Below are 16067 nucleotides of genomic sequence, written 5' to 3' on the forward strand. Positions count from 1 at the left end.
GAATACTATTTTTTGAAAATTGCAAACAAAAGCTTGTTTTCTTTTATGCTAAGCATTGGAAAAAACAAGCTTTTTTGTAATTTATTTTTCTTAACGTTGTTAATCCGCATAAATAGGACGGTACCCCGCATAGTCCTCTTCCAGACTCTTTAGGAGATAAGCAAACTTGTTTCTTGCCTTGCCCTGCTCTAGCATTTTGATATAGTTAAGCTTGATATAGGCATATACATCTACATCCTCTGCCTTAGTACAAGCCATTTCATATAGATCTGCAATCTGTTTTGCTGTCCAGTTTTCCTGCTCAAGTCCGCAGTTAATCTTTAATTCGGGTATATTGTATAGTTTCTCTGCCAGGTCGTTAGCTTCTGCATCTGGATATTTTACAGTAAATCTTATCCTAGCTATTTTTTTGCCGTTCTTTATCTTCTCATAGGTCATCTTCACATCTGTATGCTGATTAATCTCTTGCATTGAAGTCTTTAGGACTCTTTTTTCAAAGTCATAGAAGCGATTATATTCGTCTGGTGCAATCCCTAGTTTATCCCGCAGGTCTTGTATATCAAATTCTCTGTCCTTTGTTGGCTTCTTGTACCCTTGATACTGCTTTAAGAGTTCATAAATTCTTATACTATATTTACTATCCAGATGTAATACATTTTTAAGTTGGTAGCTTGTAAATGTCTTTTTTAACTGCAACAGATAAGGGACTAGACCATCACCAAACTTTAACTTAACCACTCCTGTATTCTTGTAAAACCTTATACTAGAAAGCCATCCAGTAATTAATTCCTCTTGCTCAGTGTCAATTATAACCTCTCTTCGCCTTAGGCTTCTTACTGTGGCTCTAAACTGATCGTATTGCTTCCCCTGTAATTCCATTAGGTCGGTGAACTCTTTAATGTCCAGCTCTACCCAATCCATCTCTGGCTTGTCCCTGTCCAGTTTGCTAATGGCATATAATAAAACCTTTTGCTCGTTCAGATTCAAGTTATATCGTGCTTCCACTAACTTATTCCCTTTTACTACTAAACTATTCTCCATTCCACCACCCTTTTGACGACTTATTTTTCAATTGTCGTCATTATATCATAACCTGTGGATCAAGTATATAATTTGTCGTCATATAGTATATAATCTGTCGTCTTTAAGTATATAATTTGTCGTCTTATCCCCTCGCTATCCAAGCCTCAGACTGGCTTTCAAATCCCTAAAATAGTTAAAAGAAGTTAAAAGGTTCTTAGTTTATCTTCTTATGGGGTGGCCCTAAAGTGTAAAAGCAGACTTTAGGAAAGACTATTTTATGCAATCCAAAATGACTGCTTTATGGGATGCTAAGTTTTCATTAACGTGAGTTTTTTAGGGAGTGTTGGCGAGACTCCCTGACGTAAGATATCCACATTTTCCGGACACTACTTCTATCGGTGCAAAAAAATAAGCCCTATTTATAGAGCTGCTTCTTTAATTTAGCTTGTGCTAATGTAGTAGTACTGTGTGGTACTTAAATTTTTTTTGCCTTTACATCTGGAACTTCCAATAGTATTTCCTACAGGCTTATATTTATTTATAAAGTATAGTTCAAGATATGCAGAAGCAAAAACTGCTGATTCATCATTTCCAACAACCAGTACTTCAAACGTCACCTCTTCCGACTTCGATTTGCATTTTTCATGTATTTCTTTTGCCACTTCAGAATTCCGACCACTCGAATTATTCCTTATGTAGTCATTTAATCTTTTATATAGACCTTTACTATTCCCTATTTCCTTTCCTACTCCAATGTATAGCTTTTCTATGCCATAACTGATTCTATATAAGCCAATATTTCCTTTCAAATCTTCAATGTTGTCTTTATTCAATTCCCCTTTCTCTTTCCACTCTAAGTCCCATTTTTCTAGACTTTTACCCCCGATGATTTCGTTTTTTAATATGATTTTTGACATACCTATCTCCTTTTTGAGTTTAAGTATTATAAAAGACAGAGAGGTTTTCCTCTCTGTCTTTGCCTTGTCTATTATGTTATTGTCTAGCTCCACAAAGATTATCCCAGTTTCTACCACAGCCTGCTGCGTTTGAAGAGTTGGACTTAACAACTTTCTTTATCTTCAACTTTTTCACTATAGTCACCTCCTTTCAAAATCTTATGTACACGTTCTCTAATTTTAGATTTATAGCAATCACTTTTTTCACACTTTTTGAAATCAAAGTTCTCTAACTGAGCAATTCCAGCACATATTTCTAGACAGTATTCGCAGTAAGTAAACTTTCCATATTCCCAGTAATCTTTATTTCTTATATTTAACCATTTTTTTAAAACTTCACTCCTAGTCCAAATTCTCTTTATTTCACTAACTTTCCCCAAATCCAATTTGAAACTAATACAAGGCTGAACATTCCCTATACTATCGCAATATAATCCATATCTTCCGGCTTTACATGAAGGCTCATTTGGACTTAAAGGTTTGTTATTATTTGCATAGTAATTAGTCTCTTTATCAAGACAAAGCTTCCTATATTGCTCCTCACTTATCGATAGTCCAATTGGTTCTAAATCGGAGTTTAGCTTAGGCGTTATGGATGTATCTAAAATCATTTTATAACTATTATCTTTAGCAAAGCGAAGCAACTCTTTGTATCCACTAAAATTTTCTTTCATGAGTACAGCCTTGAGCTCAACATTAATGTTCTTGGCTTTTAATTTCCCAATGGCTTCTTTTGTCTTTCTGTATGACCCTTTGCATTGAGTTATACCGTCGTGTATCTTATCTTCCATCGAATACAAACTAATGCTTACTTTATTTATATTAAATTCACTCAACTTCCCTATAGAGTCGTCGTCTAGCAGAGTCGCATTGGTGAACAAATCTATACACATACCTTTTTGAGATATATACTTAAGCACTTCATATATGTCCTCACGCATAAATGGCTCTCCTCCGCTCAAAGTTATGGAAAATACACCCAAGTCATATATATCGTCAATTATCCTTTCTATATCTCCCAAGCTTAAACATCCATTTATACAATAATCTTCAAAAGGATGGTAGCAGTGCTTACATCTTATATTGCACTCATTAGTAATATCCATATGAAAGTTAAATAGATATCCTTCTTCGAATAGCTTTTCATGGAAATCTAAAACCTGACTATCCGATGAACTTTCTTCACTTTCGACGTTTTCAGTAGACGTTCCTCTTGCAAAGCAGTTTAGTGTTAAGCTTTCTCTTAAGTCATCAATAAAGTCTACAAGCTCCATAGAAGATATATCGTTTTCATTCAAAAACAGACTTATTTCTTCATAAGACGAAGTCTCTAATATATTGAATAGCATTGCAGATAAGTCTTCTAGATACGTTACCGTATGATTGTTTAAATTATTAATTATCATTTGAGCGCCATCACTACAAGAATAGTATCTATATATTACTCTATCAAAGTAATATTCACGATTTTTTATAAATTCCATTATATTATCCATATGTTAAATATCACTTCCTCAAGTTATATTATACATATATTTAAGTAGGTTTTAAAGAGATATTTTTATTGATTAAAGCATTGATTTTACAAGACCTTATAAGTGTGTTTGAGAATTTATTCAGCTTTAAAAGCTATAAGTTGGATTATCCAAAGTTCAAAATAAACTCGCTTTATAGTAAAAAAGAACCCCTAGTAGGGTTCTAGAAATTGATAGAGAAATTTCTAAGAATGGCACCGTGAACATTGCCGACAAAACCCATGCTAAGCCATTATTTGTTAAAACCTTATCGTCTCCCTCTGCTCCTCGATCGACAGCATGGTGTAAATCCTCGTAGTCTCAAGCGAACTATGCCCGAGTATATTCGCAAGCTCCAGCACGTTCTGGTTGTTGTGACGCAGCCACTGCTTTGCGAAAAGGTGCCTGAAGCTATGAGGGTAGACCTTGCATTCGCTAACTCCGGCGAACTTGGCTATTTCCTTTAGCTGCCTGAATATATTCGACCTATCTAGTGGTTGTCCGTTGGAAGTCCGAAATATTGTACCTGATTCTATACAATGTAAGTTTACATAATATCCGAGTTCTTCTACAAGATTTTCAGAAAGCGGTATGTACCTATGTTTCCCCTTACTTTTAACCTCCATATAGCCGTTTTCGAGTGCCTCAACCGTCAGAAACTCAAGCTCGGAAACCCTCATGCCGGTGTAGTAGAGCGTCAACATTATATACTTCAGCCTGGTCTTTTTCAGATTCTCCGCAGCCCTTACAAGTCTTTGAAACTCCCTCTCCGTAATCACATTGTCCAGCGAAGTTTTCCGTTGCTGCTTCTCCTGCTTCACCTTGAGGTCCAGGCCGCAGAACTTCAGATAGTTGTTCACTATGGTGATCTTATTGTTCACCGTGGACAGCTTAAAACTGTCCAGAAGCTCCCTTTTGTACTGGATCAGAAGCTCCATAGAGACTTCAGCCCCGTCTGCAAACTCCAGAAAGTCCTGGACATCCTTTAGATACTTGCTTATAGTGCTTTCAGTGAGCTCCCTGCACAGCAGCTCTTCCCTGTAAGCGCTCAGATTTTTCATTTTGTCAGCTCCTATATATTGAAATATTAGGTTCTAAATATCTCTATTATATACTAATTTTGGGCAAAAGGCACCATAATACTCTATTATGTTGTTTGGTTTTCGGTATTATACGAAAAATTCACAACTGTTGGATATACTGCGGCCATTGCCGACAAAACCTAAGTGAAATAGAAAAGACACTCGCTTTTCGAGTGCCTCCCTATCTATATACTTCTCTTCTATGACCTATGTCTATCACGAATATCTTTATCTCTCCATCGTCTATTTCAGCTAGTATCCTATAGTCTCCAAACCTGTATCTCCAGAAGTCTCCCAATTCACCCTTAAGAGCTTTTCCTTTTATCCTCGGATTCTTAGCTCCTTGAAGGTTTTTCTTTATGAAGGATATTATCATGGCGCTGTTACGCTTATCCATCTTCTTTAGAGTCTTTAGAGCCTTGTCGCTAATTACGACATCATAGCCGCCCATTAAAGACCCAACTCTTTCTCCACTTCATCCAGTGAATAGAATTTAGTATCTTCTTTGTTGGCAATGTAGTCTCTATAGGATTCCATATCGATCTCGTCTTCTATCTTCTGGATAACCGACTCTCTCACTAATTCAGAAACAGTCATATTCTTCACTTTTGCATACTCGCGTATTAAGTCATTGTCTTCATTGTCCACTCTCACAGTAATAACAGCCATAGTCATCGCCTCCTTCTCTCTGTAATACAATTGTATTACAATACTTTCTGGAAGTCAAGTTCTGCTTTTTCCACCTTCTTTTTTTCTTTCTAGAAGTGTCTTGATACACCCCCATATGATTATAATACCCTTTGAATCTAAACTACTCTATGCATCCAAGCAAGAATCTCTTTACCTTCTCTTTCTCTAAAGTGTCGTAGTACCTGCACATAAGTCGATTGTATTCTCTGACTTTTTTGATAGGTATATCGAAAATCCCCAGTCCTTCGTTTATCAGATATCCATTTATAAATATCCTAGCGGTCCTCTTATTGCAATCTATGAAGAATTGGCTGTAGCATAGCCAAAGAAAAAGCTCTATAGCCAATTCCTTTCCACTATATCTTTCCACCCTAGACTTGAACCCTTCTTCAAATCTCTGTTCCAGCAGCTCGTGGTCAGGACATCTATAGTTTATAGTTCCGCCTATAGCTACAGATTCGCTTCTAAACTCTCCCCAAACTTTTGTTATTCCGTAGCCTGTCATAGAGTGTATCTTTAAGAGTAGCTTCTTAGATAGTGTAAACTCTCCTGATCTGACAAGACCTATAGTGTATTTGTAGGCTGTAAGAAGATTTATTACTTCCTGCTCCTCTTTAAGCGTATATCCGCCGACACTATATCCCTGAACTAGTGTCTCTATGTCAGGCAGCGTCATATTGTTTCCTTCCTGGCTGCTTATATTGTATATATAGTTGCTTAATGATTTTGACAGCTTGAAAATTAAGTCTTCAATGCGTTCCGTAATTTTAAGCACCTCCGTATTGTTATAATCACCTGCAAACCTAAGCCGTATTTGAAAAAGTGGGAAGCGCGCTTCCCGGTTTTCAGCTCCTTTTTTACCATTAATAGGTTTTAATCTTGTGTTCCTCAACCCACTTTAAAATACAGTCCTTATCACACTCACCTTTACCTATTATAAGCCCTAGCTCAATAAGTTCCTGCTGTGTGTAGCTTATATTCACTCCATTTACTTTAAGCCCAACAAGCAAAATATGGACTGCTATTCGTTTGTTTCCATCTAAGAAAGGGTGATTTTGTCCCAGTCCATAGCATAGCACAGAGAACTTTTCTTCTACTGTCGGATAGAGCTCTTGCTCGCCAAATGTCTGAAGTGGATTATTGTATGCAGATTCAAGCAAATTCATATCCTTAACTCCTGCACTCCCACCTGTAACTTCAGCTATTTTGGCCTGATCACTTATAATCTGCTCAAGTGATGGATAGATCATTTCGCCAGCTCCTTGTATGCTTCCATATTTACTTCTATCATATCTTTACTGACTGCATCCCAGTTTGTTTTATTCCTATTTTTTTTAATATTTAAGTATTCTGCGAAATCAACTACTTCTGCAAGGTCATCTTCTGACAGTACTTCCATAAGCTTAAGAAGCGTATCTTTTGCCGTATTCATTTTTAACACCCCCATATTATTATAATACCCTTTAAATCCAATCTCTATTTTAAAAAGTGGGAAGCGCGCTTCCTGGTTTTCGGTTCCTTTTTTACCATAAATAGGTTTAGTTATAGCTTGCTTATAAGCTCCTCGAGGGCTTTTGCAATTTCAAGCCTTTGCCCTGTTTCCAATCCCTTGTACCTCTCCGATATATCCTTGGCGAGCGTTATGCTTACGCTTGAAGTCTCTGCTTCACCTTCCGATTCGAATATAGCTCTTATCGCTTCCCTGTCCATTCCGGTCTTGAGCTGCTTGGTGTACTTCCTAGAGAGCTTGCCCCTGTAGTTCTCAATCATCCAAAGCTGAGTGTCCACGTCGAAAAGCGCAAGCTTCGCGGCCGAAGTCATGCTGAGGCTCCCGTCGCTCACCATGTTCTGAAGCTCCTCCGCCAGGCTTCCGAGCCTTCTGTACTCGTCTACAAGCCTTCCCGTTATCTCGTACTCTTCGGCAATTACATTTCTGACTCTTCCCGCCCCGCTTTTCTTCTTCTTTTCAAGCACGGCGTACTTCTCTATTATCGACTTCGACTTCTCTATAGCGCTTAAGCTTCTCTGCACCCAGTTGGTATCTATTATTATTTCTTTTGCGTCGTCCTCGTCTATCTCACCCTTTTCCTTTATAAGCGCCGAGATCTTCCTGTAGCTTCCGTCGCCCTTGGCCTCTTCAAGCATCCTGTAAGCCCTTGCTCTGTTGTGGCCGGCCAGTATCATGTATTTCCCGTCCGGCTGCTCCCAGACGACTATAGGATGGAGGAGGCCGTTGCTCTCTATGCTCTCCACAAGTTCCTGCATCTTGCTTTCGGAAAGCGGCTTGTAGAAGTTCCAGTCCTCCGGTGCCTCCACCAAGTCGTCTACCGATACGTTCCTTATATTCGTGTCTCCAGATATATGGTCCATCTTGAAGCTGCCTGCGAAGCCCCTGCTGTCGAATGTGTCCTTCGAGGCCTGGAGCCTCTTCTTCATCTCCTCGTTGCTCTTCCTACTTGACAATTGCCATCAGCTCCTTAGCGAATCTAGTGTACTGCTTGTTGGCCCTGCTGCTCTTGTTGAACACATTGAGCGGCTGCCTCTCCCACTGCGCCTTCTTCACATTGGTATCTATCGGAATGTAGGCGTCGAATATCTTCTCCCCGAAGACGTCCATAAGCACCTCGTCAGCCTCCGAAGTTATGCTCTCCCTCTTGTCCACTTTGGTCCTCAGCACGCCCGCAAGCTCAAGCTTCTCGTTTATCTCCTGCGCCTGATTTATGAACTTTATAAGCACCTCGAGCCCCAGTATCCCGAATGCGCTCATCTCAACCGGCACTATGACATAGTCGCTGGCGTTGAGTATGTTCAGGTTCAGCATCCCAAGCGTCGGGTTGGTGTCTATTATTATGAAGTCGTAGACTCCGCTTTCTACAGTTTTTCTGAGAAGCCTCTTGAACACGGTCTCCCTAAGAGTCTTGGTGAAAAGGTGCATCTCTATGGTGGCCATTTCAAAGTCGGATATTATAATGTCCAGATTATCGAAATCCGTCTTCCTTATGTAGCCGCCAAGGTCCTCCTCGTTCACTATCGCCTCGTTCAAATTCATCCTGTCTCTTTCGAATCCGTAGCTGTAAGAAAGGTTCATCTGCATGTCGGAATCTATCAGGAGCACCTTCTTCCCCATGTCGGAAAGAGTGTGGCCGAGGCTTGCCACAACGCTAGTCTTCCCACTTCCCCCCTTGTTGTTGGCCACGGTTATAACCTTTGTCTCCCTGTAGTCCTCGATATATATATCACCTATGTCAACTCCTAGCCCTTCCGCTATCTTCAGCAGATAGTCGTAGTTCATGTCGGACCTTCCGGTCTCCTGAGACTTTATCACCGAGACATTAACCCCCGTGGCCTCTGCAAGCTCAACCTGCGTCATGCCCCGCTCTAACCTCAACTTCTTGATCTTTTCGAACTCCACCTTTTTTCCCAAGACTCCCGACCTCCTGTGTCAAATTTGTTGTTACTTCTAATGTATCAGTTTTTGTACAAAAAAACAATTTAAAGTTGCAACTTTTTCTTTTTTTTACGCGCATAGGTAATCTTCTTTCAAAATATCTTTACCCCTTATCTGCCATCTTTAGTGGTGGAACACGAGGGCGAGATTCCCCTAGGGGAATCTCGCCCGAAGCACAACAAATCCTCTGAGTCTTAGTGTAGCTTCTCCATTTGTCTTGTCTCCAAAACATCTAGGATATCAAGTTCTTTGTAGTATTTATTTTAAAATACTTTAGTTTAAAATATTGTTAAAAAATACATACTGGTCTATGATTATATTAAACTTATTTTAAAAAGGAGTGATAACATGAAAAAAAGCATCATGAGTTTGGTAATCGTCGCAATGTTGCTTATATCTTTTACTGGGGCTGGCAATGCTGCTTCAGGTGATAGCTTAGACGTCTACCATATCAGCAATAACGGCACTTTGGAATTCTATTTAAACGGGGAAGATTTCTATGGGGAATACATCCTGAAAAATGGGACTACTTACATGAAGTTGCGCGATGTCGGGGAAAACTTGGGCGTTCAGCTCTACTGGAACCAGTCTAAAAAAGAAGTGAGCTTTTATACAAACGGAAGCAGAGTGAGCATGAATATAGGCAGTCCTGTGGCATATATAGGAGGTCAGCGGATTAGCATTTCATCTCCATTTGCTGTTGACGGATACACTTACTTGCCACTCAGAAATATTTCTGAAGTTTTAGATATCCATGTGTACTACAAAGATTTGAGACCTCAAGAGAGAGCTATCAGGGAAGTAATATTCAGACATAATCCTAGCATGAGAGCAGAGGAGAAAAAGGGCACTTATTATTATAGTAACAATGAAATGAGATCGACTTTCTTCCTTTCAGCAGATAGCTATGATTTAGACACAAATACCATGGTTATGCATGCCTATTCGGTTGTAGTAGATCTAAAATATGGAGAAGGACATACAGCTACATGGGGATGGTATGATGTGGACTTAGATACAGGAGTTATCCAGGACGCTATTTCCTTAAAGTATTTAGATAACTATCTGTATCCTTCTATCTAAAACTGCATATAGCATTAAAAGTTAACTGGGATTTAAAATCTCAGTTTTTTCTTTCTTAAATGAATCTTTTAGATTTTTCTAGACATAACCTGACAAGACTAATAATAGTTTGGAGCCATCTTCTGACTAGAGCTAAATTTGATACGGTCAAATGTATACAAGAATAAGCCCGATATGCACCATAAAAAGGGAACTATATTGCGTTTTACGGAAGGTTTTTCAAGGGAGATGGAGCTGGATTCTATTTTTTGAGAGGGGAGATTGGAAGGCAGATAAATCTGGACATGACAAAACAGAGGTTCGGGAAACCTCTTTAAAAAAATCTATGCAGTTGATCCGACTGAAGAATATTCGGAGGCGATTCTATCTCCGACCGTTCTTCTCCCTTATAAGCGCTTCCAGATCGTCGTTACTGTACTTGCTTGAACGTTGCTCGAAGTTATGGAAAGTCGTTTTTCTAGGCTGGCTGTAAGGCGCATCATATCTTGGCTTTTCAGACCTAGTTTTTTTAGGTTCGGATACGGGCTCTAAATCTGCAACGCTTTCAGCGTACTCTTTCTGTACCTTTGCAAGCGCAGACTCCTTGAGTATGTTCTTTATGATGGATTTCATGTAGTTGAGCGGATGCATTATAAAACCTGTAATTCCGCTTCTGATATTGCTTATGCAGATTTTGAACGCCTTGTTGCAAAGCTCGGCATCATATGTTTTCATAAGCTCAGTTCTCGCAGATTCAAAAGTCGCCTTCATTTTCTGATAAGGGCTCTCTTTTTGGAACTCAACTTCGTTTTTTTTCTGAAACTTGGCTTGACCATACTTTTCTGCAACAAAGGTGTAGAGATGAGTGTAGTTCCACTTCACACCGTCTGGGCGAAGTATAGGGCGCTCTGTCATCCAGAGGACACCTTTGTTTACAAGCCTTCTTATGTATTTTTTGACCGTGTTTTTGCAGTATCCAGAAATTTCTGCTATAGTCCCAATGCTTGGAGTAGCTGTGTGATTCTTGTTGCATTTGAAGCACCTTATAGCAGCATATATCTCAGTCTCAATGCCTCTGAGTCCATATTCAATAGCTATGTCTACCGTTGCATGCCTGTTTATCTTGATTGCCTTTACTAAATTCATCAAAAAAACCTCCATCAGGCATCAATGAGAACCATGCCAAAACCGGAGGTAAATTTACTCTAAATTATTGACTATCATAGCAAAGTACACTATAATAGAACAATAAATAGTCAAAAAAACCTTAAGGTTTTGGCATATTGGGAGACATTCTGACACTTTGGCGAGGGTAAGAATGTCTCGTTTCATTTACGCCGTTTATTTTATTGTCATAATTATATCACTAATGAATTTCATATACAAGAAATTTAGGTCCGGCGATGCCGGGCCTTTTCTAGTTCCCTTGAAACTCAAGGAAACTTCGCCAAAGTTTTAAACCCATCCTGTATAGAAAAGCGAGACGATAGCCGGGGCGGTGTGGAGCACGGCCCCGGAACTTCCGAAGACGGACAGCATGTGTCCAAGGGCGAGTTGTACAAAACGGAGCTTTTGTGGTGGAGCATTGCCACAGCGGAGCGGATCGCTCGGCTCTGCCGAGTGGCACAAAAGCCCCGTTTTGTAGCTTAGGGGACATTGGAAAAGCCCCCAACTCGCAATCTGAAGGCACTGGCGCACCAGGGAGATTCCGGTGGCACAGGCGGCTTCGCCGGCGACCGCAAGGGAGCGCGGGCAGGGAGGCGGCCTGTGGCTACGCTTCAAGCACCAGCAAGCTGTAGGCGCGCAAAAAACCGCACAGCAAAGCTAAAGACCTGGCTCTTCTGCTGTGGATCTGCCGTCTTAGTTCGTCTTTATAATCGCGTCGAATCCAGCAGCTTTAAGCCTGGAAACCATGTTTAGGGCGTTCTCTCTTTTGGAGTAGGCTCCCACCTGTACGCGAAATGAAGCTTCTTGATTTGGAGATTTATTGGGCTTTGGTATTGAGGGCGAGACTTTGGCGAGCTCGCTTTTGAATATGTTCCAGCGTTTCCAGTCACTGCCGCTCATACTGCGAGGACAAGTCTTTCTGCTGGCGTCATAATGTCTGACAACGTTTTCTGAAGGGATACTGTATTTTTTCATAAGGTGCTCTGCAAGGTCCTTGGCGTTGGCTATGGACTTCTCTAGATTTCCTGTAAGGCATATCTCTATGGACAGGCTGTTGTTGTTAGTTATGCCGTACTTTCCTTTTCCGTCGCCGCAGTGCCACGCAGAGTCCGAATCTTTTATGATCTGGATGATGTTCTCATTGTCCACGAAGTAGTGCGCCGAGGCATTCCTATTTCCACCTCCGAAGTATTTCCAATGGTTTATGGCCCCTGCATTTGGGTTGCCGGTGTCATGGATAACTATATACTTGGGCTTGTTGGTGTCTTTGTTGTGGTTGTGGAATATAGGATAGAACTGTATTGGAAGCATTGAATTCTCCTTTCGTAAAGAAAAATACATAAAAACCTACCAAAATACATCGAATACATGATACAATATAAACAGGAAATTGTCTACCAATTATGGAAACTGATTTACTTTTGAGATCTGAAAGGAGAGAGAAAAGTATGAAAAAAGGACTTAGCTCGTTGCCTGAAGGATTTCAAACGGTAGCTGCTATAGTTGGAATGGAGAAGGCCATAGAGCTGTCCAAGGAGTTCGGAGGGACCACGGTCTACATACCGACCCACAAGACGACCACAAGGCACCGTAGAAACGAGAGCATAAAAAAAGACTATAGGAATGGATATTCCTATAGTCAGATTTCCAGGAAATACGACCTTTCGCTTGTAGCGATAAGGCAGATTATTTCTTGTGGTAGTTGATTACGAGTTCCCGGACCAGTTCTATGACCAGTCCAAGCAGCGCGAGGCATACAACCCCAAGTACGCCGCTGTTGGCAAGCTCTCCATCTTTTAGAAGTTCCAGAATTTCCACTGAAACACCCCCCGAAATAGCATTTCCCCACTAACAAAGAAAAAGCCGAGGAATCTCGGCTTTTTCGCATTCTAGATCTATGCTGGCAGTTCGTGTTGCACCCTGTTAGTCTTTATGATACTAACGTCTTTGACTCTGGTTATGTTCTGCCCCTTGATTTCAAACGTATTTGCTATCAAGCCCGCCATCTCTGTCACATAGAGATCCGACATTTCAGGGTTTACGTCCCTTATTAGAAACTTGTCTTCTTCCCCGTTAGCGAGCACAACCTCCAGTTGCAAATCTGTTCTTAGAAGTTCCATCTATTCCGCACCTCCCCTCTCCTATTTTACTGTGTTCCCCCCGGCTAAAGCTATACTATAGCTCTTCTAGTAGTAAGCACCGCGCTGTTGACTTCCAGAAAGCCCATCAGCGCTGGCGTATTTATGGCGAAGTCTGTTATCTGCGTGTCCGTCAGATCCTTCCTTACTCCCTGAAGAGTCCTTGTCTTGACCTTGCCAAGTCCGTCCGTGAACTTGATTGCTATACTAAGTGGCAGCATGGTAGCACCCCCTTTCCTTTATTGATACCAGTATCTCAAACAAAGGATAAGAGGTGTAGGGAAAGTGCTTTAGGAAAGTGGTTTGGAGGAATAGTTAAAGCCGGAGAGGCTTCTCCGGCTTGGTTCGCAATATAGTAAGATTGTGCTTTATACTTCCACCTTATAATTCAAACTTAACTCATCTCCTGAAGCACCTCGAATACCCCAGTTACAAGGAGGGTTTTCAAAGATTGTTATTTCAACATTTTGAGGTGAGATATTTAGCTTGCTTTCCATTCTCTCAAATAGTAGCTTCACAAGCCTTTTCTTAGTCTCAACTTTTCTACCTTCAAATATGCTTATTTCGATTATTGTATAGTCCTCACTTCTATCGGCTGGAAATAAGAAGTCTTCTTCATTCATTGGGAAAAACCTATGAAATCTCTTGTCTCTGGGATATTCAAATGCCTCAACTATACAAGAGTGGATTACATCTGATAAGTCTTGTCTCCTTGAATTTATATTCTTTTCTAGTCCATATATCTTTATTTGCCCCATTAAGACTTGTCCCCCTTTATCATATTCTGATGCTCTTCTAGCTCCATATTTATAAAAGCATTTATCATATTTCGATAAACGACTTCGATTATATCTGGATTCAGATTATTTCCTTTCGCCAAGCCACGCATTTTTTCAATAATCATTTCAACTCTCTCAGGTGCTTTTACATCATCTGTGGTTTTTTTGAAATTAGCAGCCTGGCTAACATATGTGCTTCTTTCAGCAATCAGCTTGACTATCTCATTGTCGAGCCTGTCTATATTTTCCCTTACTTCATTTAAGTTTTTGCAGATTCCCATAAATTCAATCTCCCCTTTTTCGTATTTTCTAACTACTGCGTACTATTCCACTATAACTGATTCTCCATACCGCGCTCACTGGAGCTCGCACGGGAAACCGCCTGGCTTTTGAATCTCTATAACACGGTTGATTTCGCTCAAAAAATTTCAGCTTTTGAGAAAAAGTCTTTTGAAGACTGCGTGTACTAAGGCATAGACTCCTATCCATAGCCCGAAATTAGCTATAGCTTTCACATTTAGCCCATCGGAGAAAATATTGTAGTCAAAGCCGGTTATATGCTCGATTGCAAGGCTGATTAATCCTCCTACCATTATAGACATTACAAACACTCTATGCTCACGTTTTTCACTAGTCATAAACACTCCTCCTTTTAGTCCGAGAAATCTTGAAAAAGCACTTTCAGCTCCTTCTCGTCGTAGTAAGAGCCGTCGCAGATAAACTTTTCTATCTCGACCATGAGGCTTTCAGGTCTTGTTTTGCTTAGCCGGTAGAATATCTTTCTTTCTTCCAATTCGTTCAAAAAGCTGTTTATGTCTTTAAATCTGTCTATATTCAAAAGCATATCCCCCTATGAAAGCAAAATGACTGCTATTCCAAAGATGGCAGCAGGTATGCTTCCCAATTTGATTAATTGGTATCCTTTTTCAAATTTCGCTTCGGTCTCTTTCAGCACAGCTTCTCCCACCCTCAGTTCACTGGCTGCTTTTTTCATTGTAATAGTCCCTGCGAGTATGATTCCGAAAGAGCAGAATACTACTACCGCAGAACATATTCTTATAAGCTCTCGTAAGTCCATAGACACCTCGGTTTACCGACTTTTAATATTGATCAAGATAGGTCTACAGAGAGTTGTATAGTCTGTAAGCCTCTGACAATGCTGTGTTCTCCCAGAATAGATATGAATCTGAACCAAACTGGTTGTCATAGTTTACGGGGCTGTCTTTGTCGTTGGCATTTGAGGCATGTCTCCATCTGAAGAGATCGTCGTTTTTGAAATAGAGCCTATTTGAGTCTGAAGACTCGATGTATGAGAATATAAGACTGCCCTCCGAGAAGTAGTACTCTCTTCTGTAAGAAGGAAGATCGCCTGAGTTTTTGTCGACCAGTATGACTTCGACCGAGCCGTTGCTTTCGTAAACTGTAACTCCTGCAATCGGATTCGAGACAGAGTAGGCACCGCTTTCCATCTTGCTTCTATAGGAGTTGTATATCCCGCGTATTTTAGAAACTTCCTGCTCTACAAGCTCGTCCGGGACATTAGTCTGAGACACTTGGCTGTCTGTTTTGACTTCGTTGACAACTTCCTGAGACATATAAGGACTAGGCTTCGATTCAGATACAGCTTCTGCATCCGAATCTTTGGAGTCTGAGGCTACCTGTGTTTCAGAGCTGGAATGGCTGCTTTCAAGAGTCACATTCATGTTTTGAGTGCTTGGATTACTGTCAGACATAATGAATGAAGCTGCAACTCCAACCACTGCCACCAAAGACAGTCCCAAGACTACAGCTGTTCCCTTATGTACTTTAAAATAGCTTTCTTTTTCAATACGAGACCCGCAGCTGGTGCAGACGATGCCGCCTTCGGTCAATTTGCTTCCGCAATTAGAACAATACATAAAATCCCCCCGGTTTTTAAAATTCATATTAGTCAAGTTTACACTATTAAATGCTATAGATTTAGATAATTATACTTAAAATCCCTCATTACTTCAACTTTAACTATAAAAAGGTAAATGGTGTTAAGTATTGGAACTTTTCTGATGTATTTAACTACAAGGTACAGCCAGGCCATTTCCCATAACGCGCTCACCATAGCTCGCACGGGAAACCGCCTGGCTTTTGCATCTCCTGGGCTTCCAAGTGCCTGAAGGACTAGGCGCATATCCCGGTACCCTCGCCGCCCCCCTTTTTCCCCCTCCCCAGACC

General features: G+C 40.6%; 25 protein-coding genes. 2 read left to right on the plus strand and 23 right to left on the minus strand.

Going from position 1 to position 16067, the window contains the following annotated elements; genetic code table 11:
• Window positions 1–99: 99 nt before the first annotated feature.
• The 11 genes from EUAN_RS11570 to EUAN_RS11620 all read right to left on the minus strand — a co-directional run bounded on the left by EUAN_RS11570 (window position 100) and on the right by EUAN_RS11620 (window position 8689).
• Entirely contained in the window at window positions 100–1041 is a 942-nt protein-coding gene (locus EUAN_RS11570) for a replication initiation protein (protein WP_071064673.1), read from the minus strand.
• A 422-nt stretch (window positions 1042–1463) separates the two neighbouring features.
• Window positions 1464–2033 carry a hypothetical protein gene (locus EUAN_RS11575; protein WP_211266364.1) on the minus strand — a complete coding sequence of 190 codons (570 nt, stop codon included), beginning with the start codon at window positions 2031–2033 and terminating at the stop codon, window positions 1464–1466.
• Window positions 2034–2083: 50 nt separating this feature from the next.
• On the minus strand, window positions 2084–3475 hold the full coding sequence (locus EUAN_RS11580; protein ID WP_071064676.1) for a radical SAM protein: 1392 nt from the start codon (window positions 3473–3475) through the stop codon (window positions 2084–2086).
• Between the two features lie 278 nt (window positions 3476–3753).
• Window positions 3754–4554: a tyrosine-type recombinase/integrase gene (locus tag EUAN_RS11585; protein WP_071064678.1), complete on the minus strand. Its 801-nt coding sequence runs from the start codon at window positions 4552–4554 to the stop codon at window positions 3754–3756.
• 202 nt (window positions 4555–4756) lie between these two features.
• Complete coding sequence (locus EUAN_RS11590) at window positions 4757–5026, minus strand: type II toxin-antitoxin system RelE family toxin (protein WP_071064679.1); 270 nt, start codon at window positions 5024–5026, stop codon at window positions 4757–4759.
• A complete protein-coding gene (gene relB / locus EUAN_RS11595) occupies window positions 5026–5244 on the minus strand; it encodes a type II toxin-antitoxin system RelB family antitoxin (RefSeq protein WP_071064681.1) in 219 nt (72 codons plus the stop codon). The genes EUAN_RS11590 and relB overlap by 1 nt, the downstream gene beginning before the upstream one ends.
• Window positions 5245–5386: 142 nt before the next feature.
• Window positions 5387–6040 (minus strand): Fic family protein, encoded by a 654-nt coding sequence (locus EUAN_RS11600; protein WP_169817390.1) that lies wholly within the window; start codon window positions 6038–6040, stop codon window positions 5387–5389.
• A gap of 88 nt (window positions 6041–6128) precedes the next feature.
• Window positions 6129–6515 carry a type II toxin-antitoxin system death-on-curing family toxin gene (locus tag EUAN_RS11605; protein ID WP_071064685.1) on the minus strand — a complete coding sequence of 129 codons (387 nt, stop codon included), beginning with the start codon at window positions 6513–6515 and terminating at the stop codon, window positions 6129–6131.
• On the minus strand, window positions 6512–6697 hold the full coding sequence (locus tag EUAN_RS11610; RefSeq protein WP_071064687.1) for a hypothetical protein: 186 nt from the start codon (window positions 6695–6697) through the stop codon (window positions 6512–6514). The genes EUAN_RS11605 and EUAN_RS11610 overlap by 4 nt, the downstream gene beginning before the upstream one ends.
• A gap of 110 nt (window positions 6698–6807) precedes the next feature.
• On the minus strand, window positions 6808–7728 hold the full coding sequence (locus tag EUAN_RS11615) for a ParB/RepB/Spo0J family partition protein (RefSeq protein ID WP_071064689.1): 921 nt from the start codon (window positions 7726–7728) through the stop codon (window positions 6808–6810).
• Window positions 7718–8689 (minus strand): AAA family ATPase, encoded by a 972-nt coding sequence (locus EUAN_RS11620; protein ID WP_211266365.1) that lies wholly within the window; start codon window positions 8687–8689, stop codon window positions 7718–7720. Before EUAN_RS11620 ends, EUAN_RS11615 begins: the two co-directional genes overlap by 11 nt.
• Window positions 8690–9061: 372 nt before the next feature.
• On the opposite strand from EUAN_RS11620, the gene EUAN_RS11625 reads away from it, so the two are divergent.
• A complete protein-coding gene (locus tag EUAN_RS11625) occupies window positions 9062–9796 on the plus strand; it encodes a copper amine oxidase N-terminal domain-containing protein (protein ID WP_071064691.1) in 735 nt (244 codons plus the stop codon).
• A 363-nt stretch (window positions 9797–10159) separates the two neighbouring features.
• On the opposite strand, the gene EUAN_RS11630 is transcribed toward EUAN_RS11625, so the two are convergent.
• Together EUAN_RS11630 and EUAN_RS11635 are read right to left on the minus strand one after the other, a co-directional pair.
• Window positions 10160–10921 carry a helix-turn-helix domain-containing protein gene (locus EUAN_RS11630; protein ID WP_071064693.1) on the minus strand — a complete coding sequence of 254 codons (762 nt, stop codon included), beginning with the start codon at window positions 10919–10921 and terminating at the stop codon, window positions 10160–10162.
• Window positions 10922–11635: 714 nt separating this feature from the next.
• Window positions 11636–12253: an N-acetylmuramoyl-L-alanine amidase gene (locus EUAN_RS11635; RefSeq protein ID WP_071064695.1), complete on the minus strand. Its 618-nt coding sequence runs from the start codon at window positions 12251–12253 to the stop codon at window positions 11636–11638.
• Window positions 12254–12390: 137 nt separating this feature from the next.
• Here EUAN_RS11635 and EUAN_RS11640 point away from each other — a divergent pair, with 137 nt between their 5' ends.
• Entirely contained in the window at window positions 12391–12648 is a 258-nt protein-coding gene (locus EUAN_RS11640; RefSeq protein ID WP_071064697.1) for a Mor transcription activator family protein, read from the plus strand.
• Here the strand turns inward: EUAN_RS11640 and EUAN_RS13000 are convergent.
• From EUAN_RS13000 to EUAN_RS12715, 10 genes are all read right to left on the minus strand, one after another.
• Window positions 12629–12760 (minus strand): hypothetical protein, encoded by a 132-nt coding sequence (locus tag EUAN_RS13000; protein WP_281182100.1) that lies wholly within the window; start codon window positions 12758–12760, stop codon window positions 12629–12631. The genes EUAN_RS11640 and EUAN_RS13000 overlap by 20 nt on opposite strands.
• Before the next feature lie 77 nt (window positions 12761–12837).
• On the minus strand, window positions 12838–13062 hold the full coding sequence (locus tag EUAN_RS11645; protein WP_071064699.1) for a hypothetical protein: 225 nt from the start codon (window positions 13060–13062) through the stop codon (window positions 12838–12840).
• A 50-nt stretch (window positions 13063–13112) separates the two neighbouring features.
• Window positions 13113–13301: a hypothetical protein gene (locus EUAN_RS11650; RefSeq protein WP_071064701.1), complete on the minus strand. Its 189-nt coding sequence runs from the start codon at window positions 13299–13301 to the stop codon at window positions 13113–13115.
• 147 nt (window positions 13302–13448) lie between these two features.
• Window positions 13449–13838 carry a tautomerase family protein gene (locus EUAN_RS11655; RefSeq protein ID WP_071064703.1) on the minus strand — a complete coding sequence of 130 codons (390 nt, stop codon included), beginning with the start codon at window positions 13836–13838 and terminating at the stop codon, window positions 13449–13451.
• Window positions 13838–14140 carry a chorismate mutase gene (locus EUAN_RS11660; RefSeq protein ID WP_071064705.1) on the minus strand — a complete coding sequence of 101 codons (303 nt, stop codon included), beginning with the start codon at window positions 14138–14140 and terminating at the stop codon, window positions 13838–13840. The genes EUAN_RS11655 and EUAN_RS11660 overlap by 1 nt, the downstream gene beginning before the upstream one ends.
• A 147-nt stretch (window positions 14141–14287) precedes the next feature.
• On the minus strand, window positions 14288–14497 hold the full coding sequence (locus tag EUAN_RS11665) for a hypothetical protein (protein ID WP_071064707.1): 210 nt from the start codon (window positions 14495–14497) through the stop codon (window positions 14288–14290).
• A 14-nt stretch (window positions 14498–14511) separates the two neighbouring features.
• Window positions 14512–14697, minus strand: a complete 186-nt coding sequence (locus EUAN_RS11670; protein WP_211266366.1) for a hypothetical protein — start codon at window positions 14695–14697, stop codon at window positions 14512–14514.
• A gap of 12 nt (window positions 14698–14709) precedes the next feature.
• Complete coding sequence (locus EUAN_RS11675) at window positions 14710–14937, minus strand: hypothetical protein (protein WP_071064709.1); 228 nt, start codon at window positions 14935–14937, stop codon at window positions 14710–14712.
• Between the two features lie 43 nt (window positions 14938–14980).
• The gene (locus tag EUAN_RS11680; RefSeq protein ID WP_143000726.1) at window positions 14981–15757 is read right to left on the minus strand and encodes a zinc ribbon domain-containing protein; all 777 of its coding nucleotides are present in this window, start codon (window positions 15755–15757) and stop codon (window positions 14981–14983) included.
• A gap of 53 nt (window positions 15758–15810) precedes the next feature.
• The coding region (locus EUAN_RS12715; RefSeq protein ID WP_169817391.1) for a hypothetical protein at window positions 15811–16067 on the minus strand (257 nt) is incomplete at its 5' end.

The organism is Andreesenia angusta (assembly GCF_001855385.1).
GTDB lineage: Bacteria > Bacillota > Clostridia > Tissierellales > Gottschalkiaceae > Andreesenia > Andreesenia angusta.